The organism is Pseudomonas caspiana, from assembly GCF_040224095.2.
Taxonomy (GTDB): Bacteria; Pseudomonadota; Gammaproteobacteria; order Pseudomonadales; family Pseudomonadaceae; genus Aquipseudomonas; species Aquipseudomonas caspiana.
Window position 1 is genome coordinate 6,150,220 of sequence record NZ_CP167995.1, and the last position, 16,250, is coordinate 6,166,469.

Annotated in this window: 16 protein-coding genes; 8 read left to right on the plus strand and 8 right to left on the minus strand. The window is 58.7% G+C overall.

What is annotated here, in order from left to right:
- Positions 1 to 33 precede the first annotated feature (33 nt).
- The gene (gene def / locus ABRP31_RS27700) at positions 34 to 540 is read right to left on the minus strand and encodes a peptide deformylase (protein ID WP_087269485.1); all 507 of its coding nucleotides are present in this window, start codon (positions 538 to 540) and stop codon (positions 34 to 36) included.
- Positions 541 to 679: 139 nt separating this feature from the next.
- On the opposite strand from def, the gene ABRP31_RS27705 reads away from it, so the two are divergent.
- The 3 genes from ABRP31_RS27705 (at position 680) to ABRP31_RS27715 (ending at position 3,536) form a co-directional block, all read left to right on the plus strand.
- Complete coding sequence (locus ABRP31_RS27705) at positions 680 to 1,705, plus strand: LysM peptidoglycan-binding domain-containing protein (RefSeq protein ID WP_349971724.1); 1,026 nt, start codon at positions 680 to 682, stop codon at positions 1,703 to 1,705.
- 123 nt (positions 1,706 to 1,828) lie between these two features.
- Positions 1,829 to 2,941: a DNA-processing protein DprA gene (gene dprA, locus ABRP31_RS27710; protein WP_349971726.1), complete on the plus strand. Its 1,113-nt coding sequence runs from the start codon at positions 1,829 to 1,831 to the stop codon at positions 2,939 to 2,941.
- A gap of 37 nt (positions 2,942 to 2,978) precedes the next feature.
- Positions 2,979 to 3,536 carry a Sua5/YciO/YrdC/YwlC family protein gene (locus ABRP31_RS27715; protein WP_349971727.1) on the plus strand — a complete coding sequence of 186 codons (558 nt, stop codon included), beginning with the start codon at positions 2,979 to 2,981 and terminating at the stop codon, positions 3,534 to 3,536.
- 79 nt (positions 3,537 to 3,615) lie between these two features.
- On the opposite strand, the gene ABRP31_RS27720 is transcribed toward ABRP31_RS27715, so the two are convergent.
- The gene (locus ABRP31_RS27720; protein ID WP_349971729.1) at positions 3,616 to 4,593 is read right to left on the minus strand and encodes an NADPH:quinone reductase; all 978 of its coding nucleotides are present in this window, start codon (positions 4,591 to 4,593) and stop codon (positions 3,616 to 3,618) included.
- Between the two features lie 174 nt (positions 4,594 to 4,767).
- On the opposite strand from ABRP31_RS27720, the gene hemF reads away from it, so the two are divergent.
- Together hemF and aroE are read left to right on the plus strand one after the other, a co-directional pair.
- Complete coding sequence (gene hemF, locus ABRP31_RS27725) at positions 4,768 to 5,685, plus strand: oxygen-dependent coproporphyrinogen oxidase (RefSeq protein ID WP_087269499.1); 918 nt, start codon at positions 4,768 to 4,770, stop codon at positions 5,683 to 5,685.
- A 163-nt stretch (positions 5,686 to 5,848) separates the two neighbouring features.
- Positions 5,849 to 6,670 carry a shikimate dehydrogenase gene (gene aroE / locus ABRP31_RS27730; RefSeq protein ID WP_349971730.1) on the plus strand — a complete coding sequence of 274 codons (822 nt, stop codon included), beginning with the start codon at positions 5,849 to 5,851 and terminating at the stop codon, positions 6,668 to 6,670.
- On the opposite strand, the gene ABRP31_RS27735 is transcribed toward aroE, so the two are convergent.
- The 3 genes from ABRP31_RS27735 to betC form a co-directional block, all read right to left on the minus strand.
- Positions 6,667 to 8,232 (minus strand): SulP family inorganic anion transporter, encoded by a 1,566-nt coding sequence (locus ABRP31_RS27735; RefSeq protein ID WP_349971731.1) that lies wholly within the window; start codon positions 8,230 to 8,232, stop codon positions 6,667 to 6,669. The genes aroE and ABRP31_RS27735 overlap by 4 nt on opposite strands.
- Before the next feature lie 164 nt (positions 8,233 to 8,396).
- Positions 8,397 to 9,323 carry a choline ABC transporter substrate-binding protein gene (choX, locus tag ABRP31_RS27740; protein WP_087269508.1) on the minus strand — a complete coding sequence of 309 codons (927 nt, stop codon included), beginning with the start codon at positions 9,321 to 9,323 and terminating at the stop codon, positions 8,397 to 8,399.
- A gap of 34 nt (positions 9,324 to 9,357) precedes the next feature.
- Positions 9,358 to 10,863: a choline-sulfatase gene (gene betC, locus ABRP31_RS27745; protein WP_349971732.1), complete on the minus strand. Its 1,506-nt coding sequence runs from the start codon at positions 10,861 to 10,863 to the stop codon at positions 9,358 to 9,360.
- Positions 10,864 to 10,978: 115 nt separating this feature from the next.
- On the opposite strand from betC, the gene ABRP31_RS27750 reads away from it, so the two are divergent.
- Positions 10,979 to 11,929, plus strand: coding sequence for a LysR family transcriptional regulator (locus ABRP31_RS27750; RefSeq protein WP_349971733.1), 951 nt, complete (start codon positions 10,979 to 10,981; stop codon positions 11,927 to 11,929).
- A 173-nt stretch (positions 11,930 to 12,102) separates the two neighbouring features.
- Positions 12,103 to 12,435 carry a DOPA 4,5-dioxygenase family protein gene (locus ABRP31_RS27755; RefSeq protein ID WP_087269516.1) on the plus strand — a complete coding sequence of 111 codons (333 nt, stop codon included), beginning with the start codon at positions 12,103 to 12,105 and terminating at the stop codon, positions 12,433 to 12,435.
- A 124-nt stretch (positions 12,436 to 12,559) separates the two neighbouring features.
- Here the strand turns inward: ABRP31_RS27755 and ABRP31_RS27760 are convergent, their stop codons facing one another.
- The 3 genes from ABRP31_RS27760 to trpB all read right to left on the minus strand — a co-directional run bounded on the left by ABRP31_RS27760 (position 12,560) and on the right by trpB (position 15,219).
- Positions 12,560 to 13,057 carry an anti-virulence regulator CigR family protein gene (locus tag ABRP31_RS27760; protein WP_349971734.1) on the minus strand — a complete coding sequence of 166 codons (498 nt, stop codon included), beginning with the start codon at positions 13,055 to 13,057 and terminating at the stop codon, positions 12,560 to 12,562.
- Between the two features lie 123 nt (positions 13,058 to 13,180).
- Positions 13,181 to 13,993, minus strand: a complete 813-nt coding sequence (trpA, locus tag ABRP31_RS27765; RefSeq protein WP_349971735.1) for a tryptophan synthase subunit alpha — start codon at positions 13,991 to 13,993, stop codon at positions 13,181 to 13,183.
- Entirely contained in the window at positions 13,990 to 15,219 is a 1,230-nt protein-coding gene (gene trpB, locus ABRP31_RS27770) for a tryptophan synthase subunit beta (RefSeq protein ID WP_349971736.1), read from the minus strand. The genes trpA and trpB overlap by 4 nt, the downstream gene beginning before the upstream one ends.
- A 124-nt stretch (positions 15,220 to 15,343) precedes the next feature.
- Here trpB and ABRP31_RS27775 point away from each other — a divergent pair, with 124 nt between their 5' ends.
- Positions 15,344 to 16,243 carry a LysR family transcriptional regulator gene (locus ABRP31_RS27775; RefSeq protein WP_349971737.1) on the plus strand — a complete coding sequence of 300 codons (900 nt, stop codon included), beginning with the start codon at positions 15,344 to 15,346 and terminating at the stop codon, positions 16,241 to 16,243.
- Positions 16,244 to 16,250 lie beyond the last annotated feature (7 nt).

Consider the following 16,250-nt stretch of genomic DNA (forward strand, 5'->3'; position numbering starts at 1 on the left):
CAGCCTGCGGCAGCTCCTACGGTCAGGTAGGAATCAAGCGTTCTGCTTGTGCAGTTTTTCGAGCTTTTTCTTGATCCGGTCGCGCTTGAGGTTGGACAGGTAATCGACGAACAGCTTGCCGTTCAGGTGATCGCACTCATGCTGGATACATACCGCCAGCAGGCCTTCGGCGATTTCTTCGTAAGCGTTGCCGTCGCGGTCCAGTGCTTTGATGCGCACCTTCTGCGGGCGGTCTACGTTTTCGTAGAAACCCGGCACGGATAGGCAACCTTCCTGATACTGATCCATTTCGTCGGTCAGCATTTCGATCTCGGGGTTGATGAAAACCCGAGGCTCGCTGCGGTCTTCGCTGAGGTCCATGACCACGACACGTTTGTGCACGTTGACCTGGGTTGCAGCCAGCCCGATACCTGGCGCCTCATACATGGTTTCAAACATGTCATCGACCAACTGACGAATGTCGGCGTCTACTACGGCCACCGGCTTGGCGATGGTACGCAGGCGCGAATCGGGAAACTCGAGAATGTTTAGAATAGCCATATACGTAAGAGCTGCACTTGTAGGGTAAAGTCAAAATCGGCTGCTAGGCTTTGGACGTCCAAGCGGGGCAACCATTTTTACACCGAGCCGGATAGGACTCTATGTTCACGCGAAGCAACATGATAAAGGGATTCACTGCATGAGGAAATCACTACTCGCCCTGCTGCTGTTGGCCGTGACCGGTCTTGTGCAGGCGCAAGTGCAACTCAGGGAAGGCCATCCGCAACGCTACACGGTTGTCGCCGGTGACACGCTTTGGGACATTTCCGGCAAGTTTCTCAGCGAGCCCTGGAAATGGCAGGAAATCTGGCGCGCCAACCCACAAGTCCACGACCCTGATCTGATCTACCCCGGCGACACCTTGTCGCTGAGTTATGTCGACGGTCAGCCGCGGGTCACCCTCAATCGCGGCGAGTCTCGCGGTACCGTGAAGCTATCGCCTCGGGTGCGCAGTACGCCGATGATTGAAGCCGTTCCAAGCATCCCGCTGGGGGCGATCAATGCTTTCCTGCTCAGTAACCGAATCGTGGACACTCCCGAGCAGTTCGACCAGGCTCCTTACATTGTGGCCGGGAATGCCGAGCGAGTCCTGAGTGGTATCGGTGACCGGATTTATGCGCGAGGCACTCTGGACCCGACGCATTCGGTCTATGGCATCTTCCGCCAGGGCAAGACCTACACCGATCCGGTCACACAGGAAGTGCTGGGTATTAACGCTGACGAGATCGGTGGTGGCGAAATTATCGCGGCCGAGGGTGATGTCTCCACGTTGATGCTGCAGCGCTCGAACCAGGAAGTGCGCCTGGGTGACCGACTGTTCGCCAGCGAAGAACGGGCAATCAACTCCAGCTTCCAGCCAAGTGAACCACGCAGTGATATCAACGGGCTGATCATTGACGTTCCGCGTGGCGTGAATCAGATCGGCGTGATGGATGTGGTGACGGTGGATAAGGGCAAACGTGACGGTCTGATCGAAGGGAACGTGCTGGCGATCTACAAGACTGGCGAGACTGTCCGCGATCGCATCACCGGTGAACAAGTCAAAATTCCTGACGAACGCTCCGGGCTGCTAATGATTTTCCGCACGTACGACAAGCTCAGCTACGGGCTGGTTCTGAACGCCAACCGCTCGTTGGCGGTAATGGACAAGATCAAAAATCCTTAGCGTTATGTTGCAGAATTGATACAGATTTTTGTCATCGCGTGACCAGTTATCAAATTGTTGTTAACAGAGTTATCCACAGGATTGGCCACCATTTCAGGTGCGCTACGGATCAAGGAAGATCTTATGCCGCTGTTCGAAAAAGCTACCCCTTCGCCTGCCGAACAGGAAGCGCGCCTGCGCTTGCATCGCTTGCCGGAGGTGGGACCAAAGCGATTCTTCAAATTGATCAATGCATTCGGCTGCGCCTCTGCTGCACTCAGCGCACCGGCCAGCGCCTGGCGTGCATTGGGGTTACCAGCGGCGTGTGCTGAGGCCCGACGTAACCCGGACGTGCGCGATGGTGCTAGCGCCGCATTGGCCTGGTTAGAGCGTCCGGACCAGCATTTGCTGATGTGGGACGACCCACACTACCCGGCATTGCTAGCGGAAATCCCCGATCCTCCTCCACTTCTATTCGTCGCAGGCAACGCCACGATTCTGGACCGGCCGCAGTTGGGCATGGTCGGCAGCCGCCGCGCTTCACGTCCGGGACTGGACACCGCCGCAGCTTTTTCCAAGAGCCTGGCCGGTGCCGGGTTTGTCATTACCAGTGGCTTGGCGCTGGGTATTGATGGCGCTGCGCACCAGGCCGCTCTGGACGTCGGCGGCTCTACAATCGGCGTTCTGGGTACCGGCATTGAAAAACTTTATCCACAGCGCCACCGAGCGTTGGCAGCGCGGATGATTGCCGAAGGAAGCGCGGTGGTTTCCGAGTTCCCGCTGGATGCAGGTCCGACTGCCAGCAACTTCCCGCGCCGCAACAGAATTATCAGTGGTTTGTCCCTGGGCGTGCTGGTGGTCGAAGCCAGTGTTGCCAGTGGTTCTTTGATCACCGCTCGACTGGCTGCCGAGCAGGGCCGCGAGGTTTATGCAATACCGGGGTCGATTCATCACCCCGGTGCGCGGGGTTGCCATCAGTTGATTCGCGATGGCGCTGTGCTGGTCGAAACGGTGCATCACATTCTTGAAGCATTGCGTGGCTGGCAGGTGGTGGCGCCAACTGAGGCAGTGCAGACATCTGACGTCGCTATCGACCATCCACTGTTGGCGTTGCTGCATGCCGCACCCCACACCAGTGAAGCCTTGGCGAACTCCATCGGTTGGCCGCTGCCCAGAGTGCTGGCGGCGTTGACGGAGCTGGAACTGGACGGACGCATTGCCTGTGAAGCGGGACGATGGTTTGCGCGCGCAGCCTGAGGTTAAACTGCCGACAACGTTTTAGCGGAGAGTGAAAATGGTCAGCAGTTGGCGAGTGCAACAAGCCGCCCGAAACATTCGCGCCGGTGCGGTCATTGCCTATCCAACCGAAGCGGTGTGGGGGCTGGGTTGTGATCCTTGGGATGAAGAAGCGGTTTACCGCCTGCTGGCGATCAAATCTCGGCCCGTGGAAAAAGGGCTGATTCTGATCGCTGACAACATTCGTCAGTTCGACTTCCTGTTCGAGGATTTTCCCGAGTTGTGGATTGATCGGATGGCCAGTACCTGGCCAGGTCCCAACACGTGGCTGGTGCCGCACCAGAACCTCTTGCCGCAGTGGATAACCGGTATTCACGAGACGGTAGCGCTGCGGGTTAGTGATCACCCAACGGTACGTGAACTGTGTGCATTGGTCGGTCCGCTGATTTCCACCTCGGCCAACCCGGCAGGCCGCCCTGCTGCGCGTTCACGTCTTAGAGTCGAGCAGTATTTCCGCGGGCAGATCGATGGCGTGCTCAGCGGCAGCCTGGGAGGCCGCCGTAATCCGAGCGTGATTCGCGATATCGCGACTGCGGAAATCGTTCGGGCGGGGTAAATTCGGTCCCACTGAATTGCGCAAAACCTGTGGGAGCCGGGCTTGGTCTGGGCGGCTCCCACAGGAATTGCATTTCCAATCAAGGAAGCAAAATACTCGAGCCAGTGGTGCGGCGGCCCGACAGTTCGGTCTGCGCTTTGCCTGCATCCTTGAGGGCAAATTGCTGGATGTTATCCACCTTGATCTTGCCGCTGGCGAGCATGTCGAATAGCTCATCGGCCATGCTTTGCAGGTTCTGCGGGGTGTTGGCGTAGCTGCCCAGAGTTGGACGGGTGACATACAACGAGCCTTTACTGGCCAGAATCCCCAGGTTCACGCCTGCAACAGGTCCGGATGCATTGCCAAAGCTGACCAGCAGGCCACGCGGCGCAACGCAATCCAGAGAAGTCGCCCAGGTGTCCTGACCCACGCCGTCATAAACCACCGGGCATTTCTGCCCGTCAGTCAGTTCCAGCACGCGTTTGGCCACATCCTCCTTGCTGTAGTCGATCACTTCCCAAGCACCCAGTGCTTTGGCGTGAGCGGCTTTCTCGGCGGAGCTGACAGTGCCGATCAGCTTCACGCCCAGCGCCTTGGCCCATTGGCAGGCCAGCGAGCCTACGCCACCCGCTGCGGCGTGGAACAGGATCGTTTCACCCGGTTTGACGACGTAGGTCTGACGCAGCAGATATTGCACGGTGAGGCCCTTGAGCATGATGGCGGCGGCTTGTTCAAAACTGACAGCTTCCGGCAGATGCACCAGATTGGCTTCCGGCAAGGTATGCAACTCGCTGTAGCTGCCCAGTGGGCCGGTGCCGTACGCGACACGGTCGCCGACTTTGAAGCGACTGACTTCGCTGCCCACTGCGTCGACGATACCCGCGCCTTCGTTACCCAGCCCCGACGGAAAGGACGGCACCGGATACAGGCCGCTGCGGAAGTAGGTCTCAATGAAATTCAGGCCGATGGCCTTGTTACGCACACGTACCTGTTGCGGGCCAGGCTGGGCCGGTTCGAAGTCCACATACTCGAGAACTTCCGGGCCGCCGGTCGTGCTGAACTGGATACGCTTTGCCATTTGTTCTCTCCATGATCAATCGAAACAGGAATGTGAAAGGGCTCTATCGGACTCCTTCGTTTGCGCTTCGTCAACTGCGGTCGATTGGCCACGGGTGGTATGCTACGCGCCAATTTCGCTGTGGCCCTTGAACTCCGGGTGCCCAGCCGTTTGAAGTCAGTTTAAGAGGTCGCCATGTCTTCTAGCCGCACTGAGGCCGTCAAAGCCTACCTGCTCGATCTGCAAGACCGGATCTGCACCGCTCTGGAACAGGAAGACGGCGGTGCCCGTTTTGTCGAGGATGCATGGACCCGCCCCGCTGGCGGTGGTGGACGTACGCGCGTAGTCGAAAACGGCACGGTGATTGAAAAGGGCGGCGTCAACTTCTCCCATGTCTTCGGCACCAGCCTGCCACCCTCCGCCAGTGCTCACCGGCCTGAACTGGCCGGACGTGGTTTCGAGGCCTTGGGCGTGTCGCTGGTGATCCACCCGCACAACCCGCATGTCCCGACCTCTCACGCTAACGTACGCTTCTTCATCGCTGAAAAAGAGGGCGAAGAAGCGGTCTGGTGGTTCGGCGGAGGTTTCGACCTGACGCCTTATTACGGCGTCGAAGAAGACTGCGTGCATTGGCACCGTGTCGCCGAACAGGCATGTGCGCCTTTCGGCGCCGACGTTTATCCGCGGTACAAGGCGTGGTGCGACAGCTATTTCCACCTCAAGCACCGTAACGAGCCTCGCGGAATCGGCGGCTTGTTCTTCGATGACCTGAACCAGTGGGATTTCGACACCAGTTTTGCCTTCATGCGCGCGATTGGCGATGCCTTTATCAACGCTTACCTGCCGATCGTTCGTCGTCGCAAGGCGGACGCGTATACCGCGCAGCAACGTGAGTTTCAGGAGTTCCGTCGCGGGCGCTATGTGGAATTCAACCTCGTCTACGACCGTGGCACGCTGTTTGGTCTGCAATCGGGAGGGCGTACCGAGTCGATCCTCATGTCGCTGCCACCGCAAGTGCGCTGGGGCTACGACTGGAAAGCCGCGCCAGGCAGCGAAGAAGCACGCCTGACCGAGTACTTCCTGCAGGATCGGGACTGGTTGGCGTTGGGGTAAGACTCTGTAGATATCTTAATTTGAAATGCATCTCCCTTGTGGGAGCTGGGCTTGCCCGCGATAAGGATGGACGCGGTTCACTTCAGATCGCGTCGCCCCTATCGCGGGCAAGCCCAGCTCCCACAGGGTTCAGTATTCACGTGCTCGGCTTCCAGGACTATAAATGGACCACTACGCCGTCTTCGGCAACCCCATCGGCCACAGCAAGTCACCGTTGATTCATCGCCTGTTCGCCGAGCAAACCGGTCAACCGCTGGATTACCGCACGGCGCTTGCGCCGCTGGATGACTTCACCGCATTCGCCAAGGCGTTCTTCAACGAAGGCCGTGGGGCCAACGTGACTGTGCCGTTCAAGGAACAGGCCTATCTCATGGCCGACAGCCTGACCGAACGCGCCCGGCGTGCAGGCGCAGTCAACACCCTGAGCAAGCTGGCCGACGGCACCTTGCTCGGTGATAACACCGATGGCGCGGGACTGGTGCGGGATCTGACGGTTAACTGCGGCGTGAGTCTGCATGGCAAGCGCGTGCTGTTACTCGGTGCGGGCGGCGCAGTGCGCGGTGCGCTGGAGCCCTTGCTGGCCGAGCGCCCGTCGGTATTGGTGGTCGCTAATCGAACGGTAGAAAAAGCCGAGCTGCTGGCCCAGCAATTCGCTGATCTGGGGCCCGTATTTGCCAGCGGTTTCGATTGGCTGGAAGAGTCAGTGGACGTGATCATCAACGCCACATCCGCGAGCCTGGCGGGAGAACTGCCGCCAATTTCGCCGAGCCTGATCGATCCCGGTAAGACCTTCTGCTACGACATGATGTACGGCAGCGAGCCTACAGCCTTCTGCCGTTGGGCCGCCGAGCACGGCGCGGCGCAATCCGTTGATGGTTTGGGCATGCTGGTCGAGCAGGCCGCCGAGGCCTTTTTGCTATGGCGCAGCGTGCGACCGGATTCAGCACCAGTGCTGGCTGAGTTGCGCAGGCAACTCGCGGCTTAATCTTCGAACCGGATCGGGCATTTATCCCCTTCCAGCTTGCGCAGCTCATCAATCACCTGCGGCCGGGCCCGACGCAACGTCAGGGTCCGGTCGTGATCACGCAGGCGTCGGGCTTCCTGATGGAGCATCTCGACGCCGGAATAATCGATGAAGTTGATGTGTTGCGCTTCAATGACCACGTGTTTGCCTTCAGTGCGCTGCAGTCTTGTCTGCAAATAGTGGCTGGCACCAAAAAAGATCGAGCCGCCAACGCGCATGATGTCTTCGTCGCCGTCGCGCCATTGCTGCACGACCGGCTGTGAAGTGCGCTTGAGGTAGAAGAACAGCGACGCCAGCACCCCCGCGTAAATCGCGGTTTGCAGTTCGAGCAGCAATGTCGCGACGCAGGTTAAGGCCATGACGAGAAATTCTGAGCGACTGACGCGGTACAACGCACGGATGCCGCGCCGGTCCACCAGCCCCCAACAAATCAGCAGAATCGAAGCCGCCATCGCCGGGATCGGAATATGCGCGATCAACGACGCCCCGGCGACGGCAAACAGCGCGACCCACAAGGCGGAAAATATTCCGGCCAGGGGTGAATTGGCGCCCGCTTCAAAGCTCAGTGCCGAGCGAGTAAACGAACCTGCTGACAGAAAGCCTGAAAACAGGCTGCCTCCCATGTTCGACAGGCCCTGAGCACGCACTTCCTGATTGGCGTCGATCAGTTGCTGGGAGCGGGTAGACAGCGACCGGGAAATCGACAGGCTGTTGACCAGTCCGAGCATGCCCACCGCCACGGCGGATGGCAGCAGTTTGAGGATCAGTTCCGGATCGAGTGGCAGCGGGCTCAACGGCGGCAGATGGCCGACAAATGCCGAGACAACGCGCACATGGCCAAACATCGCTGGCCATAGCCAGACCAGCAGGCTGGATGCGATGAGTGTGATCAACAGTGTTGGCCAGCGCGGTACAACCAGCTTCAGTAGCATGCCGAGCCCTAGCGTCAGTAAACCCAACATCAGTGACGGCATGTCCAGCTCGCCTCGATGCTCCAACACGGCGATCAGGCTTTTTAGAGCGGTGGTCTGGCTGGGTAAATCGATGCCGATCAGGTTGGGCATTTGCCCCAGTGCAATGACTACGGCGGCACCCAGGGTGAAACCGAGCACCACCGAATGGGAGACGAAGTTGACCAGCGCGCCGAAGCGCACCATGCCGAGCAATAACTGAAACACCCCGGCAATGAACGTCAGCAGCAGAATCAGGGTGATGTAATCCTGACTGGCCGGGACCGCCAGCGGGCTGATGCTGGCGTAGAGCACGACTGAAATTGCCGCCGTCGGCCCGCAGATCAGGTGCCATGACGAGCCCCACAAACAGGCGATCATGACCGGCACTATGGCCGCGTATAAACCGTACTCGGCAGGCAATCCGGCGATCAGGGCGTAAGCAATGGACTGTGGCAAGGCCAGAATCGCCCCGCTCAACCCCACCAAGGCATCTCGACCCACGGTGGCGCGAGTCTGGCGGGGAAGCCAGGCAAGAAACGGCAGGAATTTATGGCGGTTGAGCCAACCCATGAAACGCTCTTTGAAGGATTGCGGGGGGGTTAGGGTGAAGTGTCAGACAGTTGGGTGCAAGGTTCTATGCATCTGTAGGAGCTGCCGAAGGCTGCGATGCGATATGTCAGGAATATTGCTTCGCAGCCTTCGGCAGCTCCTACAGGTTTGTGTGCTTAGCCCTTTTAGAGCTTCGCCTTCACCGCCGCCAGTGCATCTTTGTCATCAATGGTTTTCACGCCATCCAGCCATTTATCCAGCACGGCCGGGTTGGCTTTGATCCAGGCTTTGGCTGCGGCAGCATTGGTGACTTTGTTGTTGGTCACGTCGGCCATGATGCTGTTTTCCATCTCCTGAGTGAACGTCAGGTTGGTCAGCAGTTTGCCTACGTTCGGACAGGCCTCGGCGTAACCTTTGCGAGTCAGGGTATGTACGGTGCCGGTGTCGCCGAAGTATTTCTCGCCGCCTTTGAGGTAATGCAGGCCTTTGATCTGCACGTTCATCGGGTGCGGCGTCCAGCCAAGGAACACCACGAACTGATCTTTTTTCACCCGGCGATTTACTTCAGCCAGCATCGCTTGTTCGCTGGATTCGACGAGCTTCCAGCTGCCCAGATCGAATTCGTTCTCCTTGATGATTTTCTGAATCGACAGGTTGGCTGGCGCGCCGGAGCCAATGCCATAAACCTTCTTCTCGAACTTGTCGGCGAATTTGTTCAAGTCGGCAAAGTTATGCACACCCGCGTCCCAGACATAATCCGGCACGGCCAGGGTGAACTCGGTACCGTCCAGGTTCTTCGCCAGTTGGGTGACATCCCCGGTCGCGACAAACTTGTCATAGAAACCCTGTTGCGCAGGCATCCAGTTGCCCAGGAAGACGTCCAGCTTGCCATCCTTGAGACCGCCGTAAGCAATCGGCACCGCCAGGGTATCGACCTTGGCCTTGTAGCCCATCCCGTCCAGCAGGAAGCCGGCAATGGCGTTGGTTGCAGCAATGTCGCTCCAGCCCGGATCGGCCAGTTTTACAGTGCTGCAACTTTGCTCGGCAGCCTGTACCGCAAGGCTGCTCAACGCCATGACCCCAATCACGAGTGTTTTGGATAACGTCTTCATTAACTTCCCCTAGTTTTTTGATTTTTTGGCAGGGTCAAGGTTGTGGATAACGTGCCTTGCGCTCCAGATCGTCCAGATCAATGTGGTTGCGCATGTACTGCTGACTGGCGTCTACCAGCGGCTGGTGATCCCAACTCTTCAGCTTGCCGAGTGCCAGCGACTCAGCGACAAAGCGCCGTCTACGCTGGCTGGCGAGCACCTGGTGGTGTATCGCCGGTATATCCCATTTGGCCCGTGCTTCAGCCAGGAACTCATTGAACAGTTGCAGGTGAGTGTCCGACTGGCTCAGCTCTTCCAGTTCCTGTGGATCGTTATGGACATCGAACAGCAGGCATGGGTCCTGCTCCGAATAAATGAATTTGTACGCGCCACGCCGGATCATCATCAGCGGGCTGTTAGTACCTTCGGCCATGTACTCGCCAAACACCTCGTCATGACCACCCTCGCCCAGCAAATGCGGCATCAGTGACTGACCATCCAGTGGCAAGCCATCCACCAGCTCGCCTTCAGCCATCGCGACAAATGTCGGCAGCAAATCAGCTGTGGAAACCGCTGCGCCAATGCGTCCGGCCTTGTATTGGCCTGGCGCGTAGACCAGCAATGGCACTCTAGCCGCCATTTCAAACCAGTGCATTTTGTACCAGAGGCCACGTTCGCCGAGCATGTCACCGTGATCGCCTGAGAACACAATGATGGTGTCGTCCGCCAGGCCGATGTCTTCCAGCGTTTGCATCAGCTTGCCGACATTGCTGTCGATGTAGCTGCACGCGCCGAAATAAGCGCGGCGGGCATCGCGGATTTTCTCCTCGGGCAACGGCTTGTCCCACAGATCATAGACTTTCATTAACCGTTGAGAGTGCGGATCCTGCTCGGCCTGATCGGGTTGATGCTGCGGCATCGGGATTTCGTCGTCGCTGTATAGATCCCAGAACGGTTTCGGGATGGTGTACGGATCGTGCGGGTGGGTCATGGATACCGTCAGGCAAAACGGTTGATCGCCGTCGTTGCGCACGTGATCGAACAGGTATTGCTGGGCTTTGAAGACCACTTCTTCATCGAAGTCCAACTGGTTGGTGCGCACGCATGGGCCAGCCTGCAGTACCGACGCCATGTTGTGATACCAGGTCGGACGCACATCCGGCGCGTCCCAATTGACGGACCAGCCATAGTCTGCGGGGTAGATATCACTGGTCAGGCGCTCTTCGTAGCCATGCAACTGGTCAGGCCCGCAGAAGTGCATTTTGCCGGACAGAGCAGTCTTGTAGCCCAGGCGGCGCAGGTAATGAGCATAGGTCGGGATGTCGGCGGGGAATTCAGCGGCGTTGTCGTAAGCCCCGATCTTGCTGGGCAACTGACCGCTGACCAGCGTGAAGCGCGACGGGGCGCACAATGGGCTGTTGCAGTAAGCAGCATCGAACACCACGCCTTCAGCAGCGAGGCGACTCAGATTAGGCATTTTGATTGGAGACGAAGCGTAGAACGGCAACATCGGCGCGGCCATTTGATCGGCCATGATGAACAGAATATTTTTGCGCTTCATGTATTTCGCGGCATCCCATCGTGAATATTTATGCGAAAGTGCTGCGACTGAGGATGGGACCCATACCGGTTGTGGTAAAGCCCATGCAAGACAATGCCTAGGATAACTACAGCTTATGTTTGAATCGCTCGGTGAAATGTCGCTGGATCTGCTGCGGGCGTTCGAAGCCGCGGCGCGCCTGCGCAGTTTCACCGCTGCGGCGATCGAACTGGGCACTACTCAGCCCGCCGTGAGCCAACAAATCAAGCGCCTGGAAGAACAGTTGGCGACCCGGCTTTTTGACCGAATCTATCGAGGTATTGAGCTGACTGACGCAGGGAGCATTCTGTTCAGCCATGTGCAGACCGGCATGGAGTCTATGGACGCAGGGCTGATCGCGATCACCCATCAGCATCAACACGAGGTGCTGCAGGTCGCCACCGATTTTGCATTCGCGGCTTACTGGCTGATGCCGCGCCTGCATCGCTTTCATGAAGCCAACCCGGATGTAGACGTCAGCCTGGTGACCAGCGAACGTAGCCACAGCATGTTGCGTGCTGATATCGACGTCGCGGTGCTGTTTGGCGACGGACGTTTCAAGCAAGGCGAAAGCCGCTGGCTGTTCAGCGAAGAAGTCTTCCCGGTGTGCAGCCCGCAGTTACTGGCCGGTCGAGAGCCGCCATTGTCCACCGACGTACTGCGTGAATTCCCGCTGCTGCATTTGCGTGGCGAGGGCAGCGCCAACTGGTTCGACTGGGGCGGCGTGTTCCGCGCCCTGAACATTCCTCAGGCCCCTGCCCCCGGCCAATTGCGTTTCGACAACTACACGTTGCTGATCCAGGCCGCAATTGCCGGCCAGGGCGTGGCTATCGGCTGGCGTCATCTGGTAGACGCCCTGCTTGATCAAGGATTGTTGTGTCGTCCTGTCGATGCGACAGCGGTTTCCGCTTATGGCTATTACGTTGTACTGCCACAACGTAAACGGCGGGTGCAGATTGTTCAGCAGTTTGTGGATTGGCTGGCGAGTGAACAGGCGCAGAGCGGACCGTCGCTGACGGGCAGGCCGTTGCCGTCGATTGCGGTGTGAATGGGGGGGGCAGCGCTGTGCTTGTGCCACAGCGCTATCGCGCAGCAAACATTGGATATGTAGGAGCTGCCGAAGGCTGCGATGGCGGAGTGTCAGAAGTACCGCTTTCGCAGCCTTCGGCAGCTCCTACAGAGATTGCATTTAATAATGGGTCCACAGGAGCACTTAAACGCATGTCAGAGATTCAGGGTTATCACGCCCATGTTTACTTCGATGCTGACACCCTCGAACAGGCACGTGCCTTGTGTGAGGCGGCGGCCGAGAAGTTTGGGTTGGCGATGGGCAGGGTTCACGAACGGCCGGTTGGCCCGCATACCGACTGGAGTTGTCAGCTGGCGTTTGATCATCCGCAATTTGCCGATGTGATGCTCTGGCTGGCGCTGAATCGTAACGGTCTGGTGGTGTTCACTCATCCGTTGACCGGGGATGAGCTGGCGGATCACACCGAGCATGCGATCTGGATGGGGGCGGTACGGCCCTTGAATGTGGGGATGTTCAGGCGGTAGGTAGAGAGAAAACACCACAACTGTAGGAGCTCACGAGCACCGCGAGGCAGCGATGGCGGTGTCTCAGGAATACCGCTATCGCTGCCTCGCGGTGCTCGTGAGCTCCTACAGGTACAGGGTTTTGTTAATTCAAAACACCATCCAGAATCGCGTACACAATTCCGGTGCCCACGGCGATCAGGACCACGTCAGTGCCCATGCGGCGCCATTCGTAGCCGTCGTAATGAGGCAGGTGTTGCAGCGAGCGAGCGTCCAGACGCTTGCCGTAGCCGGGTGGCAGCGGACGACCTTTGACCACATGAATGTTCGGCGGAAGCGGCTGACCACGGCCGATCACGTCCCGATGCTGCTGAATAGTGTTGCGCACGCCATCAAAGTTTTCCGGCGGGCGATTGCCACCACGGTTGTCCTGATGGGCGTGCTGCTGCGGGCGTCCGGCGTTGCCTTGACCTTGTTTACCCAGATCGTGACCACCTTTGCTTTGTGGACCTGGACCTTGTTGCTGACCTTGACGGTTGTCGTCAGGGCCGCCGCGCTGATCTTGCGGCGCTGCTTGCAACAGCGGACTGGCGCTGATCATCAAGATACCCAGCCCGGCAATCAAACGGTTCGGCAGTTTCATGTGTTGCTCCTGAAAAATTCAATGCAGCAAAAAGGGGTTCACGACATCAGTCCTGAACCCCTTTGCCTGACTACTTAGTACAGGCGTTTGCGCTTTGATTCCTCTGTATCAGGAACTTTACCTTCAGCTCACACGAGCTTTACGTACGCCTTCGGCCAAGGCCGCGCAGAGGCTTAACACGTCATCGACGCCCTGCTCTGGTGACGCAGCATTGGCGATCTTGTCCACCAGTGCCGAACCCACAACTACGCCGTCCGCGAGGCGAGCGATGGCGGCTGCCTGCTCCGGGGTGCGAATACCGAAACCGACGCAGATCGGCAGGCTGGTATGGCGATGCAAACGCTCGATCGCGCCCTCAACGTGCTCCATCGTCGCCGAACCTGCGCCAGTCACACCAGCAACCGATACGTAGTAAACAAAGCCGGAGCTGCGCTCAAGCACACGCGGCAGGCGCGCATCGTCGGTGGTTGGCGTGGTCAGGCGGATGAAGTCGATACCGGAGGCCTGCGCAGGCGTCGCCAGTTCGGCGTCATGCTCGGGTGGCAAGTCGACAATGATCAGACCATCAACGCCCGCTTCGCTGGCAGCGGCGACGAATTTTTCCACGCCATAACGATGGATCGGGTTGTAGTAACCCATTAGCACGATCGGCGTGGTTTGATCGTCGATGCGGAACTCGCTGACCATTTGCAGGGTTTTCAACAGCGTCTGACCGGCATCCAGAGCACGCAACGTCGCAAGTTGAATGGCCACGCCGTCGGCCATCGGGTCGGTGAACGGCATGCCCAGCTCGATAACATCGGCACCGGCTGCTGGCAGACCCTTGAGGACTTTAAGCGAGGTGTCATAACCCGGGTCGCCTGCGGTGACGAAGGTCACCAATGCCGCGCGGCCTTCGGTTTTCAGCTGGGCGAAACGTTGTTCGAGGCGGCTCATACCAGCTTCTCCTGATTCTGTTCGGCGGCGGCCATGTGGTTCATGACGGTTTGCATGTCTTTGTCACCACGACCCGACAGGCACACCACCATCAAGTGGTCGTCGCGCAGGTTAGTGGCGCGCTTCATGGCTTCGGCCAGAGCGTGAGCGGTTTCCAGGGCCGGGATGATGCCTTCCAGCAAGCAGCAATGGTGGAAGGCTTCCAGCGCTTCTTCGTCGGTGATGCTGACGTATTCGACGCGCTTCACTTCGTGCAGGTAAGCGTGCTCCGGGCCAATGCCTGGGTAGTCCAGACCGGCAGAGATCGAATGCGCGTCAGTGATCTGACCGTCGTTGTCCTGCAGCAAGTACGTGCGATTGCCGTGCAGCACGCCTGGCACACCACCGTTGAGGCTGGCAGCGTGCTTGTCGGTATCAACACCGTGGCCACCGGCTTCGACGCCGATAATTTGCACGCTGCTGTCATCCAGGAACGGGTGGAACAGGCCCATGGCGTTGGAGCCACCACCGACGCAAGCGATCAGGCTGTCTGGCAGACGGCCTTCCTTGTCCTGCATCTGGACTTTGGTTTCCTTGCCGATGATCGACTGGAAATCACGAACCATCGCCGGGTACGGGTGTGGGCCTGCCACGGTGCCGATCAGGTAGAAGGTGTCGTCGACGTTGGTTACCCAGTCACGCAGTGCTTCGTTCATCGCGTCTTTCAGGGTGCCGGTGCCGGAGGTGACAGGGACGATTTCAGCACCCAGCAACTTCATGCGGAACACGTTGGCTTGCTGCCGCTCAATGTCGGTAGCGCCCATGTAGATCACGCAAGGCAGGCCAAAACGTGCAGCAACTGTGGCCGTCGCCACGCCGTGCATGCCTGCGCCGGTTTCGGCGATCAGGCGTTTTTTGCCCATGCGCTTGGCCAGCAGGACCTGGCCGATGCAGTTGTTGATCTTGTGCGCGCCGGTGTGGTTCAGCTCTTCGCGCTTGAAGTAGATCTTCGCGCCACCGCAAAACTCGGTCAGACGCTCAGCGAAGTACAGAGGGTTTGGACGACCAATGTAATCGCGCTGGAAATAGGCCAGTTGCTCGACGAATTCCGGGTCAGCTTTCGCAGCTTCGTACTCGCGATTCAGGTCGAGCACCAGTGGCATCAGGGTTTCGGCAACGTAGCGGCCGCCGAATGAGCCGAACAAGCCGTTGGCGTCTGGGCCGCTGCTGAAGTTGGTCTGGGTCATGTGACCTCCAGGGTCGATAAGCGAATGAGTGAGCCGGATCGGCAATGAGCACACTTTAACCAGCGCCAACCTATCTGAAAACCGATAAGATCGCGGCGACCTGTCAGGAAAACTCACAGATACCATGAGCCGCGACCTTCCTCCGTTAAATGCATTGCGAGCCTTTGAAGCCACTGCACGCTCTAACAGCGTCAGTCAAGCGGCTGAACAGCTGCACGTGACTCACGGTGCAGTGAGCCGGCAATTGAAAGTGCTTGAAGAACACTTGGGCGTCGCCTTGTTCATCAAAGACGGGCGTGGCCTTAAACTCACAGATGCAGGCATTCGGCTGCGAGACGCCAGCGGTGACGCTTTCGACCGGCTACGTAATGTGTGTGCCGAGCTAAGCCAAGGCAATGCGGATGCCCCGTTTGTGTTGGGCTGTTCCGGGAGTTTGCTGGCGCGCTGGTTCATTCCACGCCTGGGACGGCTGAACGCAGATCTGCCGGATCTGCGCCTGCATTTGTCGGCGGGTGAAGGTGATCTGGATCCGCGTCGCCCCGGACTCGACGCGCTGCTGGTATTCGCCGAGCCGCCGTGGCCGGCAGACATGCAAGTGTTCGAGTTGGCGAGTGAGCGGATTGGTCCGGTGTTAAGCCCGCACTTTTCCCGCTATGCGCAGTTGCAGCAAGCCCCGCTGCAGGATTTGCTCAACGAAACCCTTCTGCAAACCACTTCGCGGCCGCAAGCTTGGCCCAGCTGGGCGCAGCAAAACGGCATCGACCCGAAGGAGCTGCAATATGGGCAGGGTTTTGAGCATCTGTATTATTTGCTGGAAGCGGCCGTGGCTGGCCTTGGCGTGGCGATTGCCCCGGAACCACTGGTCGCGGATGACCTGCGGGCGGGTCGCCTGGTTGCGCCGTGGGGCTTCAGCGAAACCCCGGCGCAACTGGCGTTGTGGGTGCCCAAACGTGCCGCTGACGGGCGTGCTCAATCTCTGGCCATGTGGCTAAAGAATGAGCTGAAACGTTCGGGACGGCCCTAGCTCCTTA

Bases quoted from the DNA above. Each gene is read 5' to 3' on its own strand.
- def (WP_087269485.1), bottom strand. From the start codon at position 540: ATGGCTATTCTAAACATTCTCGAGTTTCCCGATTCGCGCCTGCGTACC.
- ABRP31_RS27705 (WP_349971724.1), top strand. From the start codon at position 680: ATGAGGAAATCACTACTCGCCCTGCTGCTGTTGGCCGTGACCGGTCTT.
- dprA (WP_349971726.1), top strand. From the start codon at position 1,829: ATGCCGCTGTTCGAAAAAGCTACCCCTTCGCCTGCCGAACAGGAAGCG.
- ABRP31_RS27715 (WP_349971727.1), top strand. From the start codon at position 2,979: ATGGTCAGCAGTTGGCGAGTGCAACAAGCCGCCCGAAACATTCGCGCC.
- ABRP31_RS27720 (WP_349971729.1), bottom strand. From the start codon at position 4,593: ATGGCAAAGCGTATCCAGTTCAGCACGACCGGCGGCCCGGAAGTTCTC.
- hemF (WP_087269499.1), top strand. From the start codon at position 4,768: ATGTCTTCTAGCCGCACTGAGGCCGTCAAAGCCTACCTGCTCGATCTG.
- aroE (WP_349971730.1), top strand. From the start codon at position 5,849: ATGGACCACTACGCCGTCTTCGGCAACCCCATCGGCCACAGCAAGTCA.
- ABRP31_RS27735 (WP_349971731.1), bottom strand. From the start codon at position 8,232: ATGGGTTGGCTCAACCGCCATAAATTCCTGCCGTTTCTTGCCTGGCTT.
- choX (WP_087269508.1), bottom strand. From the start codon at position 9,323: ATGAAGACGTTATCCAAAACACTCGTGATTGGGGTCATGGCGTTGAGC.
- betC (WP_349971732.1), bottom strand. From the start codon at position 10,863: ATGAAGCGCAAAAATATTCTGTTCATCATGGCCGATCAAATGGCCGCG.
- ABRP31_RS27750 (WP_349971733.1), top strand. From the start codon at position 10,979: ATGTTTGAATCGCTCGGTGAAATGTCGCTGGATCTGCTGCGGGCGTTC.
- ABRP31_RS27755 (WP_087269516.1), top strand. From the start codon at position 12,103: ATGTCAGAGATTCAGGGTTATCACGCCCATGTTTACTTCGATGCTGAC.
- ABRP31_RS27760 (WP_349971734.1), bottom strand. From the start codon at position 13,057: ATGAAACTGCCGAACCGTTTGATTGCCGGGCTGGGTATCTTGATGATC.
- trpA (WP_349971735.1), bottom strand. From the start codon at position 13,993: ATGAGCCGCCTCGAACAACGTTTCGCCCAGCTGAAAACCGAAGGCCGC.
- trpB (WP_349971736.1), bottom strand. From the start codon at position 15,219: ATGACCCAGACCAACTTCAGCAGCGGCCCAGACGCCAACGGCTTGTTC.
- ABRP31_RS27775 (WP_349971737.1), top strand. From the start codon at position 15,344: ATGAGCCGCGACCTTCCTCCGTTAAATGCATTGCGAGCCTTTGAAGCC.